Annotated in this window: 15 protein-coding genes; 10 read left to right on the forward strand and 5 right to left on the reverse strand. The window is 73.4% G+C overall.

Annotated features, from left to right (window positions below; translation table 11 throughout):
- The 4 genes from IEY99_RS33405 to IEY99_RS33420 all read right to left on the reverse strand — a co-directional run.
- Positions 1 to 1,101 (reverse strand): sensor histidine kinase (locus IEY99_RS33405; RefSeq protein WP_189208127.1); only part of this gene is annotated, 1,101 nt, incomplete at its 3' end.
- Positions 1,098 to 2,417 carry an FtsX-like permease family protein gene (locus IEY99_RS33410; protein WP_189208128.1) on the reverse strand — a complete coding sequence of 440 codons (1,320 nt, stop codon included), beginning with the start codon at positions 2,415 to 2,417 and terminating at the stop codon, positions 1,098 to 1,100. The genes IEY99_RS33410 and IEY99_RS33405, both read right to left, overlap by 4 nt.
- Positions 2,414 to 3,133 carry an ABC transporter ATP-binding protein gene (locus IEY99_RS33415; RefSeq protein WP_189208129.1) on the reverse strand — a complete coding sequence of 240 codons (720 nt, stop codon included), beginning with the start codon at positions 3,131 to 3,133 and terminating at the stop codon, positions 2,414 to 2,416. Before IEY99_RS33415 ends, IEY99_RS33410 begins: the two co-directional genes overlap by 4 nt.
- A gap of 52 nt (positions 3,134 to 3,185) precedes the next feature.
- Positions 3,186 to 5,465, reverse strand: a complete 2,280-nt coding sequence (locus tag IEY99_RS33420) for an exo-beta-d-1,3/1,6-glucosidase (RefSeq protein WP_189208130.1) — start codon at positions 5,463 to 5,465, stop codon at positions 3,186 to 3,188.
- Positions 5,466 to 5,689: 224 nt separating this feature from the next.
- On the opposite strand from IEY99_RS33420, the gene IEY99_RS33425 reads away from it, so the two are divergent.
- Both IEY99_RS33425 and IEY99_RS33430 read left to right on the forward strand, forming a co-directional pair.
- Positions 5,690 to 6,325 (forward strand): hypothetical protein, encoded by a 636-nt coding sequence (locus IEY99_RS33425; protein ID WP_189208131.1) that lies wholly within the window; start codon positions 5,690 to 5,692, stop codon positions 6,323 to 6,325.
- Positions 6,326 to 6,341: 16 nt separating this feature from the next.
- Positions 6,342 to 7,145, forward strand: coding sequence for a hypothetical protein (locus IEY99_RS33430; protein WP_189208132.1), 804 nt, complete (start codon positions 6,342 to 6,344; stop codon positions 7,143 to 7,145).
- Here IEY99_RS33430 and IEY99_RS33435 read toward each other — a convergent pair.
- Positions 7,142 to 7,483, reverse strand: coding sequence for a hypothetical protein (locus IEY99_RS33435; protein ID WP_189208133.1), 342 nt, complete (start codon positions 7,481 to 7,483; stop codon positions 7,142 to 7,144). The genes IEY99_RS33430 and IEY99_RS33435 overlap by 4 nt on opposite strands.
- Positions 7,484 to 7,715: 232 nt before the next feature.
- On the opposite strand from IEY99_RS33435, the gene argC reads away from it, so the two are divergent.
- The 8 genes from argC to argG are packed head-to-tail and all read left to right on the forward strand — an operon-like array spanning position 7,716 to position 15,470.
- Positions 7,716 to 8,717 carry an N-acetyl-gamma-glutamyl-phosphate reductase gene (argC, locus tag IEY99_RS33440; RefSeq protein WP_189208134.1) on the forward strand — a complete coding sequence of 334 codons (1,002 nt, stop codon included), beginning with the start codon at positions 7,716 to 7,718 and terminating at the stop codon, positions 8,715 to 8,717.
- On the forward strand, positions 8,714 to 9,886 hold the full coding sequence (gene argJ, locus IEY99_RS33445) for a bifunctional glutamate N-acetyltransferase/amino-acid acetyltransferase ArgJ (RefSeq protein WP_189208135.1): 1,173 nt from the start codon (positions 8,714 to 8,716) through the stop codon (positions 9,884 to 9,886). The genes argC and argJ overlap by 4 nt, the downstream gene beginning before the upstream one ends.
- A complete protein-coding gene (gene argB / locus IEY99_RS33450) occupies positions 9,883 to 10,749 on the forward strand; it encodes an acetylglutamate kinase (RefSeq protein ID WP_189208136.1) in 867 nt (288 codons plus the stop codon). The genes argJ and argB overlap by 4 nt, the downstream gene beginning before the upstream one ends.
- Positions 10,746 to 11,903 carry an acetylornithine transaminase gene (locus IEY99_RS33455; RefSeq protein WP_189208137.1) on the forward strand — a complete coding sequence of 386 codons (1,158 nt, stop codon included), beginning with the start codon at positions 10,746 to 10,748 and terminating at the stop codon, positions 11,901 to 11,903. The genes argB and IEY99_RS33455 overlap by 4 nt, the downstream gene beginning before the upstream one ends.
- Positions 11,900 to 12,826, forward strand: a complete 927-nt coding sequence (gene argF / locus IEY99_RS33460; protein WP_189208138.1) for an ornithine carbamoyltransferase — start codon at positions 11,900 to 11,902, stop codon at positions 12,824 to 12,826. The genes IEY99_RS33455 and argF overlap by 4 nt, the downstream gene beginning before the upstream one ends.
- A complete protein-coding gene (locus IEY99_RS33465; RefSeq protein WP_189208139.1) occupies positions 12,826 to 13,329 on the forward strand; it encodes an arginine repressor in 504 nt (167 codons plus the stop codon). The genes argF and IEY99_RS33465 overlap by 1 nt, the downstream gene beginning before the upstream one ends.
- A complete protein-coding gene (locus IEY99_RS33470; RefSeq protein WP_229799497.1) occupies positions 13,326 to 14,228 on the forward strand; it encodes a hypothetical protein in 903 nt (300 codons plus the stop codon). Before IEY99_RS33465 ends, IEY99_RS33470 begins: the two co-directional genes overlap by 4 nt.
- Positions 14,229 to 15,470: an argininosuccinate synthase gene (argG, locus tag IEY99_RS33475; RefSeq protein ID WP_189208140.1), complete on the forward strand. Its 1,242-nt coding sequence runs from the start codon at positions 14,229 to 14,231 to the stop codon at positions 15,468 to 15,470. It abuts the gene before it with no gap.
- The last annotated feature ends 2 nt before the right edge of the window (positions 15,471 to 15,472 follow it).

The raw sequence follows: 15,472 nt of genomic DNA on the forward strand, positions 1-15,472 counted from the left end.
CCGGGCCGGTGCGGGGGTGGCGCCGCCGTTGCCGTCGTCGGTCACCGTCAGTTCCAGCCAGCGGTCGCGCTGGCGGACGGCGATCGCCGCGCGGGTGGCGCCGGAATGCCGGGCGACGTTGGTCAGCAGCTCCGCCACCGCGAAGTACACCGCCGACGCCGTCTCGTCCGGCGGGCGCCTGGGCAGCTCCACCGTGACCGATGCCGGCACGGCGCTGCGGGAGGCCAGAGTGGACAACGCGACGTCGAGACCGTCGTCCAGGGCCGGTGGGTGCAGGCCCCGGACGATGTCGCGCAGTTCGGCGAGGGCCTCGGTCACGGTGCCGCGCGCGTCGGCGGCCAGGGCGCGGACGGCGTCGTCGCCGCTGCGGTGCTCGATGCGGGCCAGCGTGACGCCCAGGGACACCAGCCGGGCCTGGGTGCCGTCGTGCAGGTCCCGCTCGACGCGGCGCAGCAGCGCCGCCGCGTCCTGCCGTAGGGCGGCGCGGCCCGCTTCGAGCTGGGCTATCCGCAGGGCCGTGCGCGCGGGCCGGAGCAGCGCCCGCGCGAGGGCGGCGTCGCCTGACACCACGAGGCGCAGGAACCAGGGCAGCGCCAGCAGCAGGGCGGCGCCCTGGGCGGCGAACCACCAGCTGGCGGCCCAGCTCCGGTCGTCGAAGCCCAGCCAGGTCGGCGAGAGGAACCACCACACCGGACAGGTGAGCCCGACCGTGCCCAGCGCGAGGGCGACGACCGTCCCGTACGCCCCCGCGCAGATCAGCGGGAACCGCAGGAAGCAGTACGTCAGCGCCCGCCATGCGGTCGCGTCGCCGAAGAGGGCGACGATCCGTGCCCGCCGGGTGGCTCCGGCCAGCGGGGGCGGCGCGGGCCAGTCGTGGCCCAGGAGCCGGCGGGCGGGCCCGCGGAAGTATCGGGGCATCAGGCGCGCGACCGCCAGCACCCCGGCCAGCAGCGCGAGGCCGAGGACGACCACCGACAACGCCGCGGAGACGATGCCCAGCAGCGACAGCACGAACGCCGGCAGGCTGACGAACAGGCCGCTCAGCACGAAGGCCATCTCGCGCCACGTGCGGCCGCCGGCCCACACCCGCAGCAGGATCATCCGGCGACCTCGATCGGTGGGCGGCGCAGCGCCAGGGCGGCCGGGAGCACGGTGCCGGCCGCGACGAGCGTGACCACCCCCGCGATGCCCGCGGCCAGCCAGGACCCGGGCAGCCACGGCTTCCAGGTGCCCAGGGCGGTGTGCAGCAGGGGCAGGAGGGTCACCGCCGCCACGGCCGCGGCGACCGCGAGGGCTGTGCCGGTCACCACCAGAGCCTCGCAGATCACCACGGCGAGGGTGCGCCCGCGGGTGCCGCCGGTGAGCCGGGTGACCGCCAGGTCGCGGCGGCGGGCCAGGATGCCGGTGACGAGGGTGTTCACCGCGGCGATCGCGGCGAAGGCCGTGTAGGCGCCCGTGCCGCAGAACTCGAGCCAGCGTTCCGCGGCCGGGGCGGCGACGCCGGTGACGTGGGCGGTGGTCGCGCTGCGGACGAGCGTCACCGCGGTGAAGGCGATCGCCAGGGTGAGCGGGACGAGCGCACCGGACAGGGCCTTGGCGTGGACGGCGACCGTGTCGGCGGCCAGCCGGCCGGTGTCGCCCAGCAGCCGGGCGAGCGGCGCGGTGGCCCGCAGCAGCGCCGGTCCGAGGAGTCCGGACCCGACGCAGAGGGCGAGCATGACGAACAGGCCGGCCTGGTCGGCGGTGGCGGGGTCGAGGCCGGCGATCAGCACCGAGAGCACGACGCCCCCGGCGGTCAGGGCCAGGCCCAGCACGACGCGGACCACGCCGATGCGGGGCGGGGGCGCCGCCGCCTCGGTCAGGGCGATCGCGGGGCGGATCCGCGACGGCCGCACCGCGGCGGCGAGGGCGCCGAGCAGGGACGTGCCGACGGTGACCGCGAACGCGATGGGCACGGCCCCGGCATGGACGCGGAACGTCACCTCGGCCGGCACGATGCCGTGGCCGGCCAGGCCGCCGACCCAGGCGCGGCCGGCCAGCACGCCCAGCGGCACGCCGGCGAGCGTGGCCGGCACCGCGACGACGGCGGCCTGCGCGGCGACGGCGCGCCGCACCCGCCCGGGGGTGGCGCCGATCGTACGCACCAGCGCGATGTCGCGGGCCTGGTGACGGATCGTGGCGCTCATCGTGACGCCGACGATGATGATCGACAGATAGATCGACGACATCAGGAAGATCAGGCCGATGTCGCCGACGCCGCTGTCGGTCAGCGCGCGGCGCCGGGCCGCGTCCAGCGGTGCTCCCGCCAACGACGCGATCAGGCACAGCCCGGCGGTCACCAGCGCCGCGGCGAGGCACTGGGTGGCCGCCGGGCCGAGGAACGACCAGGGGTTGCGCCGCAGCGCCTGGCGGATCACGCGGCCACCGCCGAGACGCCGCGCAGCCGGTCGGCGATCTCCCCGGCCGCCGGCGCCGGGCCGTCGGCCGCGACGGCTCCGGCACGCAGCAGGACGAGACGGTCGCTCCAGGCGGCGGCCGCGGGGTCGTGGGTGACCATGAGCACCGTGACGCCCTCGCGGTCGGCCGCGTCGCGCAGCAGGCCGAGGATCTGCGCGCCGGTGGACGGGTCGAGGGCGCCGGTCGGCTCGTCCGCGAAGATCACGGCGGGACCGGTGACCAGGGCCCGCGCGATCGCGACCCGCTGCCGCTGGCCGCCGGAGAGCTCGCCGACCCGGCGGCGGCCGAGCCCGCCGAGGCCCACCGCGTCGAGCACGTCGTCGATCCTGCGGGCCCGGGGGCCGCCGAGCCGGGCGGGCAGGGCGACGTTCTGGCGGACGGTCAGCTCGGACAGCAGGTTGTAGGACTGGAAGACGAACCCGACCCGGTCGCGCCGCAGGCGGGTGAGCGGCCCCTCGCGCATCCGCGTCACGTCGCGGCCCGCCAGGCGGACCCGGCCGGAGCTGGGCCGGTCGAGCCCCGCCGCGCAGTGCAGCAGGGTGCTCTTGCCGGAGCCGGTCGCACCCATCACGGCGACGAACTGGCCGGCCGGGACGTCGAGGGACACCTCGCGCAGGGCGACGACACCGCGCGGGTAGCGCCGGGACACGGCGGTCAGAGAGATCACGGATTCCATGCGTCCACCCTGGCGGTCGCGGGCCCGGCGCACAGCGGTGCTGTCCCGCCGATCAAGGTGCGGTTGACCGCACCCCGCTCGCCCCGGTGGCCACCACCCGGAACCGGGCTTGCAGCAGGTTCCGGGGTCGCGAGTCGGGACCCACGAGCAGCTCGAAGTCGCCCGGTTCGACCACGCGCCGGCCGTCCGCCGTCACCAGCGTGCAGGCGGCGGCCGGGATGTCGAGGGCCACCGTGACGCTCTCGCCCGGTGCGACCTCGACCTGCCGGTACGCCTTCAGCTCCCGGGTGGCCCAGGTGACGCTCGTGACGAGGTCGCTGACGTACGCCTGGACCGTCTCGAGCGCGGGCCGCCCACCGGTGTTCCTCAGCCGTACGGTGGCCCGTACCGTGCCGTCCACCGGCACGGCGGGCTCGTCGATGCGCAGGTCGGCGTACTCGATGGTGGTGTAGCTCAGGCCCTCGCCGAAGGCGAACAGCGGGTCCTGGTCGAGGTCCGCGTAGCGGTCGCCGTGCTGGCCGCGGATCTGGTTGTAGTAGACCGGCTGCTGGCCGACGTGCCGGGCGGCGGAGACCGGCATCCGCCCGGCCGGTTCGATCTGGCCGAGCAGCAGCTCGGCCAGGGCCCGCCCGCCGCGCATGCCGGGGTTGAAGGCCTGTACGAGCGCGTTCGCCCGCAGCGCGGAGGGCGGCAGCACGGCGGGCTTCGAGTTCAGCAGGACCACGATGGTGGGCGTCGGCGTCCCGGCGAGGGCGTCGAGCAGCGCGACCTGACCGCCCTGCAGCTCCAGGGTGGCCGTCGACCTGCTCTCGCCGGTGAGCGCCACGGTGTCGCCCACCACGACGACCGCGTAGTCGGCGGCGGTGGCGGCGGCGACCGCCTCGGCGATCGTCGCGGGGTCGGCCTCGGCGGGCCGGGAGATCGGCGGCCGGGGCTGTCCGTCGGCGTAGCAGGCGCCGGCCGGGTCCGGCACCAGGCGCTCGATGTCGGCGCCGCGGGCGGTGGTGATGGTCCAGCCGGGCGGGGCGACCGCCCGGAAGCCGTCCAGCACGGTCTCGACGAGCTCGCGGGGCTGACCGTCCGGCATCCAGTCGACCTGGCCGGACGCGCCGGCCCAGTCGCCCAGCTGGGCCTGCGGGTCGTCGGCGTTCGGGCCGATGACGGCGACGGTCCTCGGTGCGCCGGCCGGCATCGGCAGGGTGCCGTCGTTGGCGAGCAGCACCAGCGAGCGGCGGGCCACCTCGAGGTTGAGCGCGGCGTGGTCCGGGTGCCCGACGACCGCCGCCTGCCGGTCCGCGTCGGGGGCGCGCGGGTTCTCGAAGAGGCCGAGCTCGAACTTCAGCCGCAGGATCCGGCGTACGGCGGCGTCGACGTCCTGCTCCGCGATCAGGCCGCGCCGCACCGCGGCCTGGGCACCCTCGAAGAACGCGGGGGTGGTCATGACGAGGTCGTTGCCCGCCCGGACGGCGACGGCCGCCGCCTCGACCTCGTCGGCGCAGACCCGCTGCTCCCACACCATGCGCCCGACGTTGTCCCAGTCGGTGACGAGGGTGCCGGTGAACCCCCACTCTCCCTTGAGGACGTCGTTGAGCAGCCAGGTGTTCGCGGTGATCGGCACGCCGTCGATCGACTGGTAGCCGAGCATGAAGGTGCGGCAACCGGCGCGGGCGGCGCGCTCGAACGGCGGCAGGAACCAGGCCCGCAGCTTGCGCGGGCTCAGGTCGGCCTCGCTGGCGTCCCGGCCGCCCTGGGTCTCGGAGTAGCCGGCGAAGTGCTTGGCGGAGGCGAGGACCGCGGTCGGATCGCCGAGGCCGTCGCCCTGGTAGCCGCGCACCATCGCCGCGCCCAGCTCGCCGATGAGGAACGGGTCCTCGCCGAAGGTCTCGTTCACCCGTCCCCAGCGCAGGTCGCGGGCGATGCACAGCACCGGTGAGAAGGTCCAGTGGACGCCGGTCGCGGACGCCTCGACGGCGGTCACCCGGGCGATCCGCTCCACCAGGGCCCGATCCCAGGTCGCCGCCATCGCGAGCTGGGTGGGGAACACGGTCGCGCCGGGCCAGAAGCCGTGCCCGTGGATGCAGTCCTCGGCGGTGATCAGCGGAATGCCGAGCCGGGTGCGGGCGGCGAGGTCGATCGCCTCGCGCATGCGCCGCGGCGAGGCGTGCAGGATCGAGCCGGCGAGGCGCCTGCCGACCGCGTCCTCCAGGTCCTGCCGGGCGTCGAGCTGGAGCATCTGACCGACCTTCTCGGCGAGCGTCATCCGGCTCAGCAGGTCCTCGACGCGCTGGTCGACGCCCAGGGCGGGGTCACGGTACGGGTCGCCAGCAGCCATCGCTCTCCTCCGATGCGTCGCCCAGCGCCGGAAGTGTCGCACGGCCGGAACCGGTACCGGCGTCCGCGGGGATCGGCTTTTCGGTCAATTGGTACCGGAACCGCCGATGGCGCGCCGGACGCGGGCGGCGTAGCGTCGGGGTGTCGACAGTCGTCGACAACTGTCGACAGTTGTCGACGCTGGGCCTATGCTAAGGCGAACAGAGGCCTCCGGGAGGAGTGGTCATGAGAATGGTGAGCATCCGAAACCTCCGGGGCGAGGAACTGAAACGGTGTGCCCACGCCGGCGAGCTGGTCGGCGTCATGAAGACCCGGCGGCTGGTCGGCGTCATGATTCCCATAACCCCGAACTGGGTGGCCCATGTCATCGACAACAACTGGTCGCGGGTCCTGCAGAGCGTCACCGAGGGCGAGCGCGCGCTGGCGGACGGCGCGCCGCTGCGCACGCTGGAGAGCGCGCTGACCGACCCCGAGATGCCGGTGCCGGCGGGCCGCGGCCTGCCCGACCGGGCCCTGCCCATGATGCTGGCGTCCACCGGGCTGATGGAGACTGCCGACGACGAGCTTCCCCCGGCGCGCAGCGTGCGGGTCGGCGACCTGTCCGCCACCGCCATCGAGAAGGCCGGGGAGGCGGGCGAGATCCTCGCGGTCACGCACGCCGGCGAGATGCTCGGCGTCCTCGTGCCGGTGACGCAGCGCCTGGTCGGCTACCTGGTCAACAAGAACATGAGCCGCGTGCTCTACAACATCGGCTACGGCGAGAAGGAAGCCGCCGCCGGCGAGCCCATGAGGACGCTGGAGCGGGCGCTCGCCGAGCACTCGGACGTCCTGCGCGCCGATCCGTCGTCCCGGCGCCCGTGAACCCCTCGGCGCCGCGATGACGATGCCGCGCCGGCGGGCCGTGCCGGGCGTGCCCGCCCTGGACGGCGCCGTCCCGGTGGGACCCGGGCCGGCCGACGCCTACCTCGCGGCCACCGAGGCCCTGCGCGCCACGACCCGGTGGCTGGTGACCGCCGCGGCCGGGGTGGGTGCGGTCCTGGTCGCGGGCCTGCAGCTGACCGGCCTCGGCTCGCTCGGCGCCCAGGAGATGCCGCGGCTGGTGGCCGCGTTCGGCGGCCTGGTCGTCGCGCTGACCGGCGTCGGCTACATGGTCCTGCGGGCGAGCCAGATCCTGACCACCGAATGGGTGACCCTGGCCGACATCGAGAAAGACATCTTCGACCATCGCGTACGGCAGAGCGCGCAGCGAAGCGACGGCGGGGCCCGCCCGCGTCTCCGCGACCGGGTCGCTCGTCCGCGGGATCGGCGGTATCGCCTGCGTGCGGCAATGATCGAGGGTCTGAAGGAGCGGCTGGAATTCATTGCCGAGGAGCTTTTCGGATCATTGGCGACCAGCGTCCCGGATCTTTACGCACAACTCGCCGATGCCAATGAGGCCGCTCGCGGTGCCCCCGATTCCGCCCCGGCCCGGTCCGCCGCCGCGCTGCAGCAGGCGGCGGTGACGGTGGTGGCGTTCGCCAATTTCTACATCACCAAGGAATGGTTCAAGGTGCTGCGGCGCCAGCTTGCGGCCGCGTCGGCGGTGGTGATCGCCGGGGTGCTGGTGTTCGCGTACGCGGCCAACCCGCCGAAGCCGGCCGAGGTGGCCGGGGAGCGGCCGGCGGCGGCCGCCGGCCGCTAGAACTCGCTGTGCGGCCCGATCTCGAAGGCGGTGTGCGGCGGCAGCAGGTCGTGGATCAGGAAGCCCATCGACTCGACCCGGCGGCCCTGCTCGTCGCCGAGGCGGTCCAGCTCGGCGCGGGTCAGCGGGCGGTGGACCGCGACCCAGCCCCGGAAGGTCAGCGGCGTGGCGGTGTAACTCCTGTCCCCGAGCGGGAAAACCCATTCACTTGCGGTATTGGGTCCCTGATCGAGTTCTTTTCCCAGGCAGTCGGCGAGATCGTCACGGTCGGAGACCGTCCGGAGATCTCTGATCGCCCGCCACGCCGCCGGAGAAAGCACCACTTCGTACTTCGCCACGACGCCTCCTCACTTTGATGGTCATTGAAGTGCGGAAGACGGCCCCCGCTGTTCGAGTTTCCATACGAATGCACGAACGGCACGATCACCAGTCGGCTATCCGTCCATAATTGGATTCGGGTGTTCCGCGAGGGTCGCCCCGCGCTCGCCGCGGGGTGATCGACGGCATATCCGGTTGCCCGCCGGGACCTGGACGTTATACGGTCCTCTGCATAGTCATGCGGAGGTAGGTATGGGAATCCGGGTCGCTGTCGCCGGTGCGAGTGGGTATGCGGGGGGTGAGCTGCTGCGGCTGATCGCCGGGCACCCCGAGCTCGACCTCGCCGCCGCCACCGCGCACACCCAGGCGGGTACGCCCGTCGCGGCCGTACACCCGCAGCTCGCGGGGCTGGAGCTGACGCTGAGCGCGACCGATGCGGCCGTGCTGGGCGACGCCGATCTGGTCTTCCTCGCGCTGCCGCACGGTCAGTCGGCGGCCCTGGCCGCGCAGTTGCCCGCCGGGGTAAAGGTCGTGGACCTGGGCGCCGACTTCCGGCTCCGGGACGCCGCGGCGTGGGAGCGCTACTACGGCGGCCCGCACGCCGGCACCTGGACGTACGGCCTGCCGGAGCTGCCCGGGCAGCGCGAGGCGATCGTGGCGAGCGACCGGGTCGCGAACACCGGCTGCTACGCGGCGGCCGTCACCCTCGCGCTCGCACCGCTGGTCGCCGCGGGCGTCGCCGATCCGGCCGACGTCGTGGTCGTGGCCGCGTCCGGGACCTCGGGCGCCGGACGGTCCGCGGCGGCGCACCTGCTGGGCAGCGAGATCATGGGCGACCTGACCCCGTACAAGGTCGGCGCGCACCAGCACGTGCCCGAGATCAAGCAGGCGTCCGGCGCGGACTCGCTGGCGATGACACCGGTGCTCGCGCCGATGCCGCGCGGCATCCTCGCCACGGTGACCGCCCGGCCGATCGGCCGCACCCACCCGCGCGACGTGCTGCGCGCCGCGTACGCCGGCGAGCCGTTCGTGCGCGTGCTGCCCGAGGGGGCCTGGCCGCACACCGGCGCCACGCTCGGCGCGAACACCTGCCACCTGCAGGCCGCACTGGACGTCGACTCCGGGCGCATCGTCGTGGTCAGCGCCATCGACAACCTCGGCAAGGGCGCCGCGGGGCAGGCCGTGCAGTGCGCCAACCTGATGCTGGGCCTGCCCGAGACGACCGGCCTCTCCACCTACGGGGTGGCGCCGTGACCGTCACCGCGCCCAAGGGGTTCCGGGCCTCGGGTGTCGCCGCCGGGCTCAAGTCCAGCGGCCACCTCGACGTGGCCCTGGTCGTCAACGACGGTCCCGACGCCGGGGTCGCCGGGGTCTTCACCGCCAACCGGGTCAAGGCCGCGCCCGTGCTCTGGAGCCAGCAGGTGGTCAAGGGCGGCGTGGTACGCGCGGTGGTGCTGAACTCCGGCGGCGCCAACGCGTGCACCGGCAGCCAGGGCTTCCGCGACACCCACGCCACCGCCGAGCACGCCGCGGCGGCGCTGCGCGGCAGGTCCAAGCCGCTGCTGATCGGCGCCGGGGACGTGGCGGTCTGCTCGACCGGCCTGATCGGCGAGCTGCTGCCGATGGACAAGCTGCTGCCCGGCGTGACCGCCGCGGTCAAGGCGCTGGACGCCGGCGGCGGGGAGCGCGCCGCCGAGGCGATCATGACCACCGACACGGTCGCCAAGAACGTGCACGTACGGCGGGACGGCTGGTCCGTCGGCGGCATCGCCAAGGGCGCCGGCATGCTGGCCCCGGCGCTCGCCACGATGCTGGTCGTGCTCACCACCGACGCGGTGGCCGGGCCGGAGGCGCTGGACGTCGCGCTGCGCCACGCGACCCGGCTGACGTTCGACCGGATCGACGCCGACGGGTGCATGTCCACCAACGACACCGTGCTGCTGCTGGCCAGCGGCGCCTCGGACGTGCAGCCGACGCAGGAGGAGCTGACCGCCGCGGTCACCGAGGCGTGCGCCGACCTCGCACGCAAGCTCATCGACGACGCCGAGGGCGCCACCAAGCACATCGCCATCCAGGTGCTGGGCGCGGCCAGTGAGGCGGACGCGGTGGAGGTCGGCCGGGCGGTCGCCCGCAACAACCTGGTCAAGACGGCGCTGTTCGGCAACGACCCGAACTGGGGCCGGATCCTCGCCGCCGTCGGCACCACCCGCGCGGCCTTCGCGCCGGACCGCGTCGACGTCGGCGTCAACGGCGTCTGGGTCTGCCGGGGCGGCGCGGCCGCGGACGACCGCGGCAAAGTGGACCTGAGCGGGCGCGACGTCACCATCCAGGTGCACCTGCACGAGGGGGAGATGGACGCGACGATCCGCACCACCGACCTGTCCCACGCGTACGTGCACGAGAACTCGGCGTACAGCACATGACCCCGGCGGAGAAGGCGGCCGTGCTGATCGAGTCGCTGCCGTGGCTCGAGCGCTTCCACGGCGCGACGGTGGTCGTCAAGTACGGCGGCAACGCCATGATCGATCCGGAGCTCCAGCGGGCCTTCGCGGCCGACATGGTCTTCCTGCGGTACGCCGGCATCAAGCCGGTCGTGGTGCACGGCGGCGGCCCGCAGATCTCGGCGATGCTCGACCGCCTGGGCATCGCGAGCGAGTTCCGCGGTGGCCTGCGGGTCACCACCCCGGAAGCGATGGACGCGGTCCGCATGGTGCTCGTCGGGCAGGTCGGGCGCGAGCTGGTCGGCCTGATCAACCAGCACGGCCCGTTCGCCGTCGGGCTCTCCGGCGAGGACGCCCGGCTCTTCACCGCCGTCCGCCGCACCGCGACGATCGACGGCGAGCCGGTCGACATCGGCCTGGTCGGCGACGTGGCCGACGTGGACACCTCGGCCGTGGACGACCTCATCGCCGCCGGGCGCATCCCCGTGGTCGCCACCGTCGCCCCCGACGCGGACGGCGTGGTGCACAACGTCAACGCGGACACCGCCGCCTCCGCCCTCGCGGTCGCCCTCGGCGCCCGCAAGCTGGTCGTGCTGACCGACGTGCCGGGGCTCTACACCGACTGGCCCGACACCTCCTCGCTGGTCTCCCAGATCGACGCCGACGCGCTGGAGAAGCTGCTGCCCGGCCTGCAGTCGGGCATGGCGCCCAAGATGGAGGCCTGCCTGCGCGCCGTCCGGGGCGGCGTGCCCGCGGCGCACGTCGTCGACGGTCGGGTGCCGCACTCGACGCTGCTCGAAGTCTTCACCTCGGAAGGATCCGGAACGATGGTGGTCCCGTCATGAGCGCGCTCGTCGCACGCTGGCAACAGAGCCTGATGAACAACTACGGCACACCGCCGCTCGCCCTGACCGGCGGTGCGGGGGCCGTCCTGACCGGCGAGGACGGCCGGCAGTACGTCGACCTGCTCGGCGGTATCGCGGTCAACGCGCTGGGTCACGCCCATCCGGCGATCGTCCGGGCGGTCACCGAGCAGATCTCGACGCTGGGCCACGTGTCCAACCTCTACGTCGCCGAACCGACGGTCGCGCTCGCCGAGCTGCTGCTCACCCTCGCCGGCCGCCCCGGGCGGGTCCTCTTCGGCAACTCCGGCGCCGAGGCCAACGAGGCCGCGTTCAAGCTGTCCCGGCTCACCGGCCGCACCCACGTCGTCGCCGCCGCCGGCGGCTTCCACGGCCGCACGATGGGCGCCCTCGCCCTCACCGGGCAACCGGCCAAGGCCGACCCGTTCCGGCCGCTTCCCTCCGACGTCACCCACGTTCCGTACGGCGACAGCGACGCGCTGCGCGCCGCGGTGACCGAGCGGACCGCCATGGTCATCCTCGAGCCGATCCAGGGTGAGGGTGGTGTGGTCGTCCCGCCGCCCGGATACCTCGCCGCGGCCCGGGAGGCGTGCACCCGGACCGGTGCTCTGCTGGCCCTCGACGAGGTGCAGACCGGCATCGGCCGCACCGGTCACTGGTTCCACCATCAGAGCGAGGGCGTCGAACCCGACGTGGTCACGCTTGCCAAGGGCCTCGGCGGCGGCCTGCCGATCGGCGCCTGCATGGCCTTCGGCGCGGCGGCCGACCTGTTCGGCCCCGGCTCCCACGGCACCACGTTCGGGGGCAACCCGGTCAGCTGCGCGGCGGCCCTGGCGGTCCTCCGCACGATCGCCGGAGAAGGCCTGCTCGACCACGTCAAACGGGTCGGCGAGCTGATCCGGCACGGGATCGAGGGTCACCCGCACCCGCTCGTCACCGACGTGCGGGGAGCGGGCCTGCTGCTCGGCATCGGCCTCGCCGAGCCGGTCGCGGCCCGGCTCGCCGATGCCCTGCGGGACCGGGGCTTCCTCGTCAACGCGGTGCAGCCGGACACCATCCGGCTCGCGCCGCCGCTGATCCTCACCACCGAGCAGGCCGAGTCGTTCCTTGCCGCCTGGAAGGACGTGCTCGCATGATCCGCCACTTCCTGCGCGACGACGACCTGAGCCCGGCCGAGCAGAGCGCGGTGCTGGACCTCGCCGCCGCGATGAAGGCCGACCGGTTCGGCTACCGGCCGCTGGCGGGACCGCGGTCGGTCGCGGTCTTCTTCGACAAGGTCAGCCTGCGCACCCGGCTGTCGTTCGAGACCGGCATCCCCGAGCTGGGCGGCAACGCGATGATCGTGGACACCCAGGCCACCCACTTCGGGCGCGGCGAGTCCCTCGCGGACGCCGGCCGGGTCGTCTCCCGGTACGTCTCGGCGATCGTCTTCCGCACCTCCGGCGACGAGCGGCTCGCGGAGCTCGCCTCGGACGTGCACGTACCGGTGATCAACGCGCTGACCGACGGCTTCCACCCGTGCCAGCTCCTCGCCGACCTGCAGACCATCCGGGAGCGGCTGGGCGGCACCGCCGGACGCACCCTGGCCTACGTCGGCGACGCCGCGAACAACATGGCGCACTCGTATCTGCTGGCCGGCGCGACCGCCGGGATGCACGTGCGGCTCGCCGGGCCGGCCGGGTTCGCGCCGAGGCCCGATGTGGTGGCCCGGGCCGGCGAGATCGCCGCCGGCACCGGCGGGTCGGTCCGGGTGCTGCAGGACCCGCACGAGGCGGCGAAGGGCGCCGACGTGCTGGCCACCGACGCGTGGACCTCCATGGGCCAGGAGGACGACGGCGTCGACCGGATCACGCCGTTCCGGCCGTACCAGGTCGATGCCGGCCTGCTCGCCGCGGCCGCGCCCGGCGCGATCGTGCTGCACTGCCTGCCCGCCCACCGGGGCGAGGAGATCACCGACGAGGTGCTGGACGGGCCGCAGAGCGCGGTCTTCGACCAGGCCGAGAACCGCCTGCACGCCCAGAAGGCGCTGCTGGCCTGGCTCCTGGGGGACCATTCCTGATGACCGGTCCGGGAACGCGTGCAGCGCGGCACGCGCGCATCGTCGAGCTGGTGCGGGACAAGGCCGTACGGTCGCAGACCGAGCTCGCCGACCTGCTCGCCCTGGACGGCGTGCAGGTCACCCAGGCGACGCTGTCGCGCGACCTCGAGGAGCTGCGGGCGGTCAAGGCCGGCGGGGTCTACCTCATCCCGGAGGACGGGCTGCCGGCGTTGCGCCCGGTCGAGCAGGCCCCGGCGCGGCTCGTCCGGCTGCTGCGCGAGCTGCTGAACTCGGTCGACGTCAGCGGCAACCTGGTCATCCTGCGGGTGCCGCCGGGCGCCGCCCAGTTCCTGGCGAGCGCCCTGGACCGCTCCGGCCTGCCGGACGTCGTCGGCACCATCGCCGGCGACGACACCATCCTCGTGGTGGCGCGCGAACCGCACTCCGACAACGGATCCGGCGCCCGGCTCGCCGAGAAGCTCACGGCCTGGAGCCGTACGGACAACGAAGGGAGCCTGCCGTGATCGCGCAGCAGCCCGCCGTCGAGGCCTTCTTCCCGGGCTTCGCCGACAACATGCAGAAGCTCCAGGCCCACGGGCTCGAGTTCTACCTCGCCTCCAACGACACGCTGCGCCCGTTCCTCAACGAGGCGCCGTACGGTCACAAGCTGACCTGGCTGGACTTCACCGACACGAGCGAGGACAAGGGCTGGGACACCGGCGAGTTCCTCAACCTGTTCAACGTGATCAACGGCATCGCGTTCGGCGACCGGGGCATCCCGATGCCGCAGTGGGTGATGGTGGACCTGATCCTCATGCCGTCGGCCGCCGTGATCGCCGCCCTGCCGCAGGCGCAGTTCACCGAGACGCTGGAGACCAGTGCCTTCGACGACGACGCCAAGCGGCACCTGCGCGAGGTCTTCGAGCGGGTGAAGCGGAGCGACTACCAGGGACCCATCCCGATCGGCGGCTACTGCGCGGCACCCAGCGCGGCGCCCGGCACCTGGGTCGGCTGGTCACTGTGGTCGGTGATGACCAACGTCGGGCTCGGCCGTGCCCTCAAGGCCCTCGCGCTCTCCGTCTACCAGGCGCAGAAGCTCGACGGCGTCACGCAGTACGACAACACCGCGCTGCGGGTGCACACCCGCTTCGGCCGGTTGCGCATCATGGTGGCCACCGTGCCTTTCCACACCTCGCCCGGATCGTTCGTCTACGAGAACGACTTCACCGTCCCCGTGGCCGACAGCGATCCGGAGCCGACGTTCCTGCTGGATCCCTTCGACTACGAGCGCCAGAAGGCCATGCAGAAGGCGATCGAGGCCCGGGAATGCACGTACTACGTGCTCGCGCCCGGCCACCTGGTCGCACACGGGAAGACGTCCGTGCCGATCCTCGAACTCCCGTACCCGTCCGGAGGAAACTGAATGTCCCCGCGCACCATCGTCCTCGCCTTCTCCGGCGGCCTCGACACCTCGTACGCCCTGGTTTCGCTGCGCGAGCAGGGCTGGGAGGTGCTGACCGCCAACATCGACACCGGTGGCCTGCACAGCGGCGAGGCGGACGCGGTCCGCAAGCGCGCCGAGGAGCTCGGCGCCGCGCGGCACTTCGTCGTCGACGCCCGCGAGGAGCTCTACTCCCGAGTGATCACGTACGCGATCAAGGCCAACTACCTGCGCAACAACGGCTACCCGTCCTGCGTGGGAGCCGAGCGCCTGGTGCAGGCCGAGAAGGTCGTACAGGTCGCCCTCGACAACGGCGCGGACGCGGTGGCCCACGGCTCCACCGGCGCGGGCGCCGACCACGTGCGCTACGACTCGGTGATCCGCGCGCTCGCGCCGCACCTGGAGATCGTCACCCCGATCCGCGACGAGCGGCTCACCCGCGAGTACGAGCGCGACTACCTGCGCGAACGCGGCTTCGAGACGCCGGAGAAGGTCACCACGTACTCGATCAACGAGGGGCTGATCGGCACGTCCATCGGCGGCAAGGAGACGTACGGCTCCTGGGACTATCTGCCCGAGGACGCGTGGACGTACACGAAGTCCATCGAGGACGCACCCTCCTCCGGGGTCGAGATCATCCTCGAGTTCGTCCGGGGCGAGGTCGTCTCCGCCACCCTGCCGGACGGCAGCCCGATCGAGGGCACCGGTCCCGGCACGCCCAACTACGCGATCCTGCGCGCGCTCAACGTCCTCGCCGCCGAGCACGGCGTCGGCCGGGGCATCCACATGGGATCGACCATGGTCGGCAACCTGGCCCGGGTGGGCTTCGAGGCACCCGGCATGCTGACCCTGATCGCCGCGCACCGCGAGCTGGAGCGGCTCGTGCTCAGCAACCGGCAGCAGGCCACCAAGGCGCAGCTCGGCACCGCGTACGGCGACCTGCTGCACGAGGCGGTCTACTACGACCCAATCCTGGACGACTACCGCGCGTTCCTGGACAGCAGCCAGAGCCGGGTCACCGGCCACGTACGGGTGAAGCTGGTCAAGGGCAACGTGATCCCGCTGGGCAGCCGCAGCCCGTACAGCCTGCTGGACGCGGCCACCCGGCAGGGCGTCGTCTACGGCTACGGATCGTCGCTGTGGAACGGTGAGCAGGCCCGGGCCTTCGCGCACATGTACGCGATCCCCGGTGCGATCGCCCGGGCCGCAAAGGACACTCCCTGACG

This window comes from Couchioplanes azureus (assembly GCF_014648355.1).
Classification (GTDB): domain Bacteria; phylum Actinomycetota; class Actinomycetes; order Mycobacteriales; family Micromonosporaceae; genus Actinoplanes; species Actinoplanes azureus.

Coding starts and splice junctions, on each gene's coding strand:
- IEY99_RS33420 (WP_189208130.1), bottom strand. CDS start 5,465: ATGGCTGCTGGCGACCCGTACCGTGACCCCGCCCTGGGCGTCGACCAG.
- argC (WP_189208134.1), top strand. CDS start 7,716: ATGGGAATCCGGGTCGCTGTCGCCGGTGCGAGTGGGTATGCGGGGGGT.
- IEY99_RS33430 (WP_189208132.1), top strand. CDS start 6,342: ATGACGATGCCGCGCCGGCGGGCCGTGCCGGGCGTGCCCGCCCTGGAC.
- argG (WP_189208140.1), top strand. CDS start 14,229: ATGTCCCCGCGCACCATCGTCCTCGCCTTCTCCGGCGGCCTCGACACC.
- argB (WP_189208136.1), top strand. CDS start 9,883: ATGACCCCGGCGGAGAAGGCGGCCGTGCTGATCGAGTCGCTGCCGTGG.
- IEY99_RS33425 (WP_189208131.1), top strand. CDS start 5,690: ATGAGAATGGTGAGCATCCGAAACCTCCGGGGCGAGGAACTGAAACGG.
- argF (WP_189208138.1), top strand. CDS start 11,900: ATGATCCGCCACTTCCTGCGCGACGACGACCTGAGCCCGGCCGAGCAG.
- IEY99_RS33415 (WP_189208129.1), bottom strand. CDS start 3,133: ATGGAATCCGTGATCTCTCTGACCGCCGTGTCCCGGCGCTACCCGCGC.
- IEY99_RS33465 (WP_189208139.1), top strand. CDS start 12,826: ATGACCGGTCCGGGAACGCGTGCAGCGCGGCACGCGCGCATCGTCGAG.
- IEY99_RS33455 (WP_189208137.1), top strand. CDS start 10,746: ATGAGCGCGCTCGTCGCACGCTGGCAACAGAGCCTGATGAACAACTAC.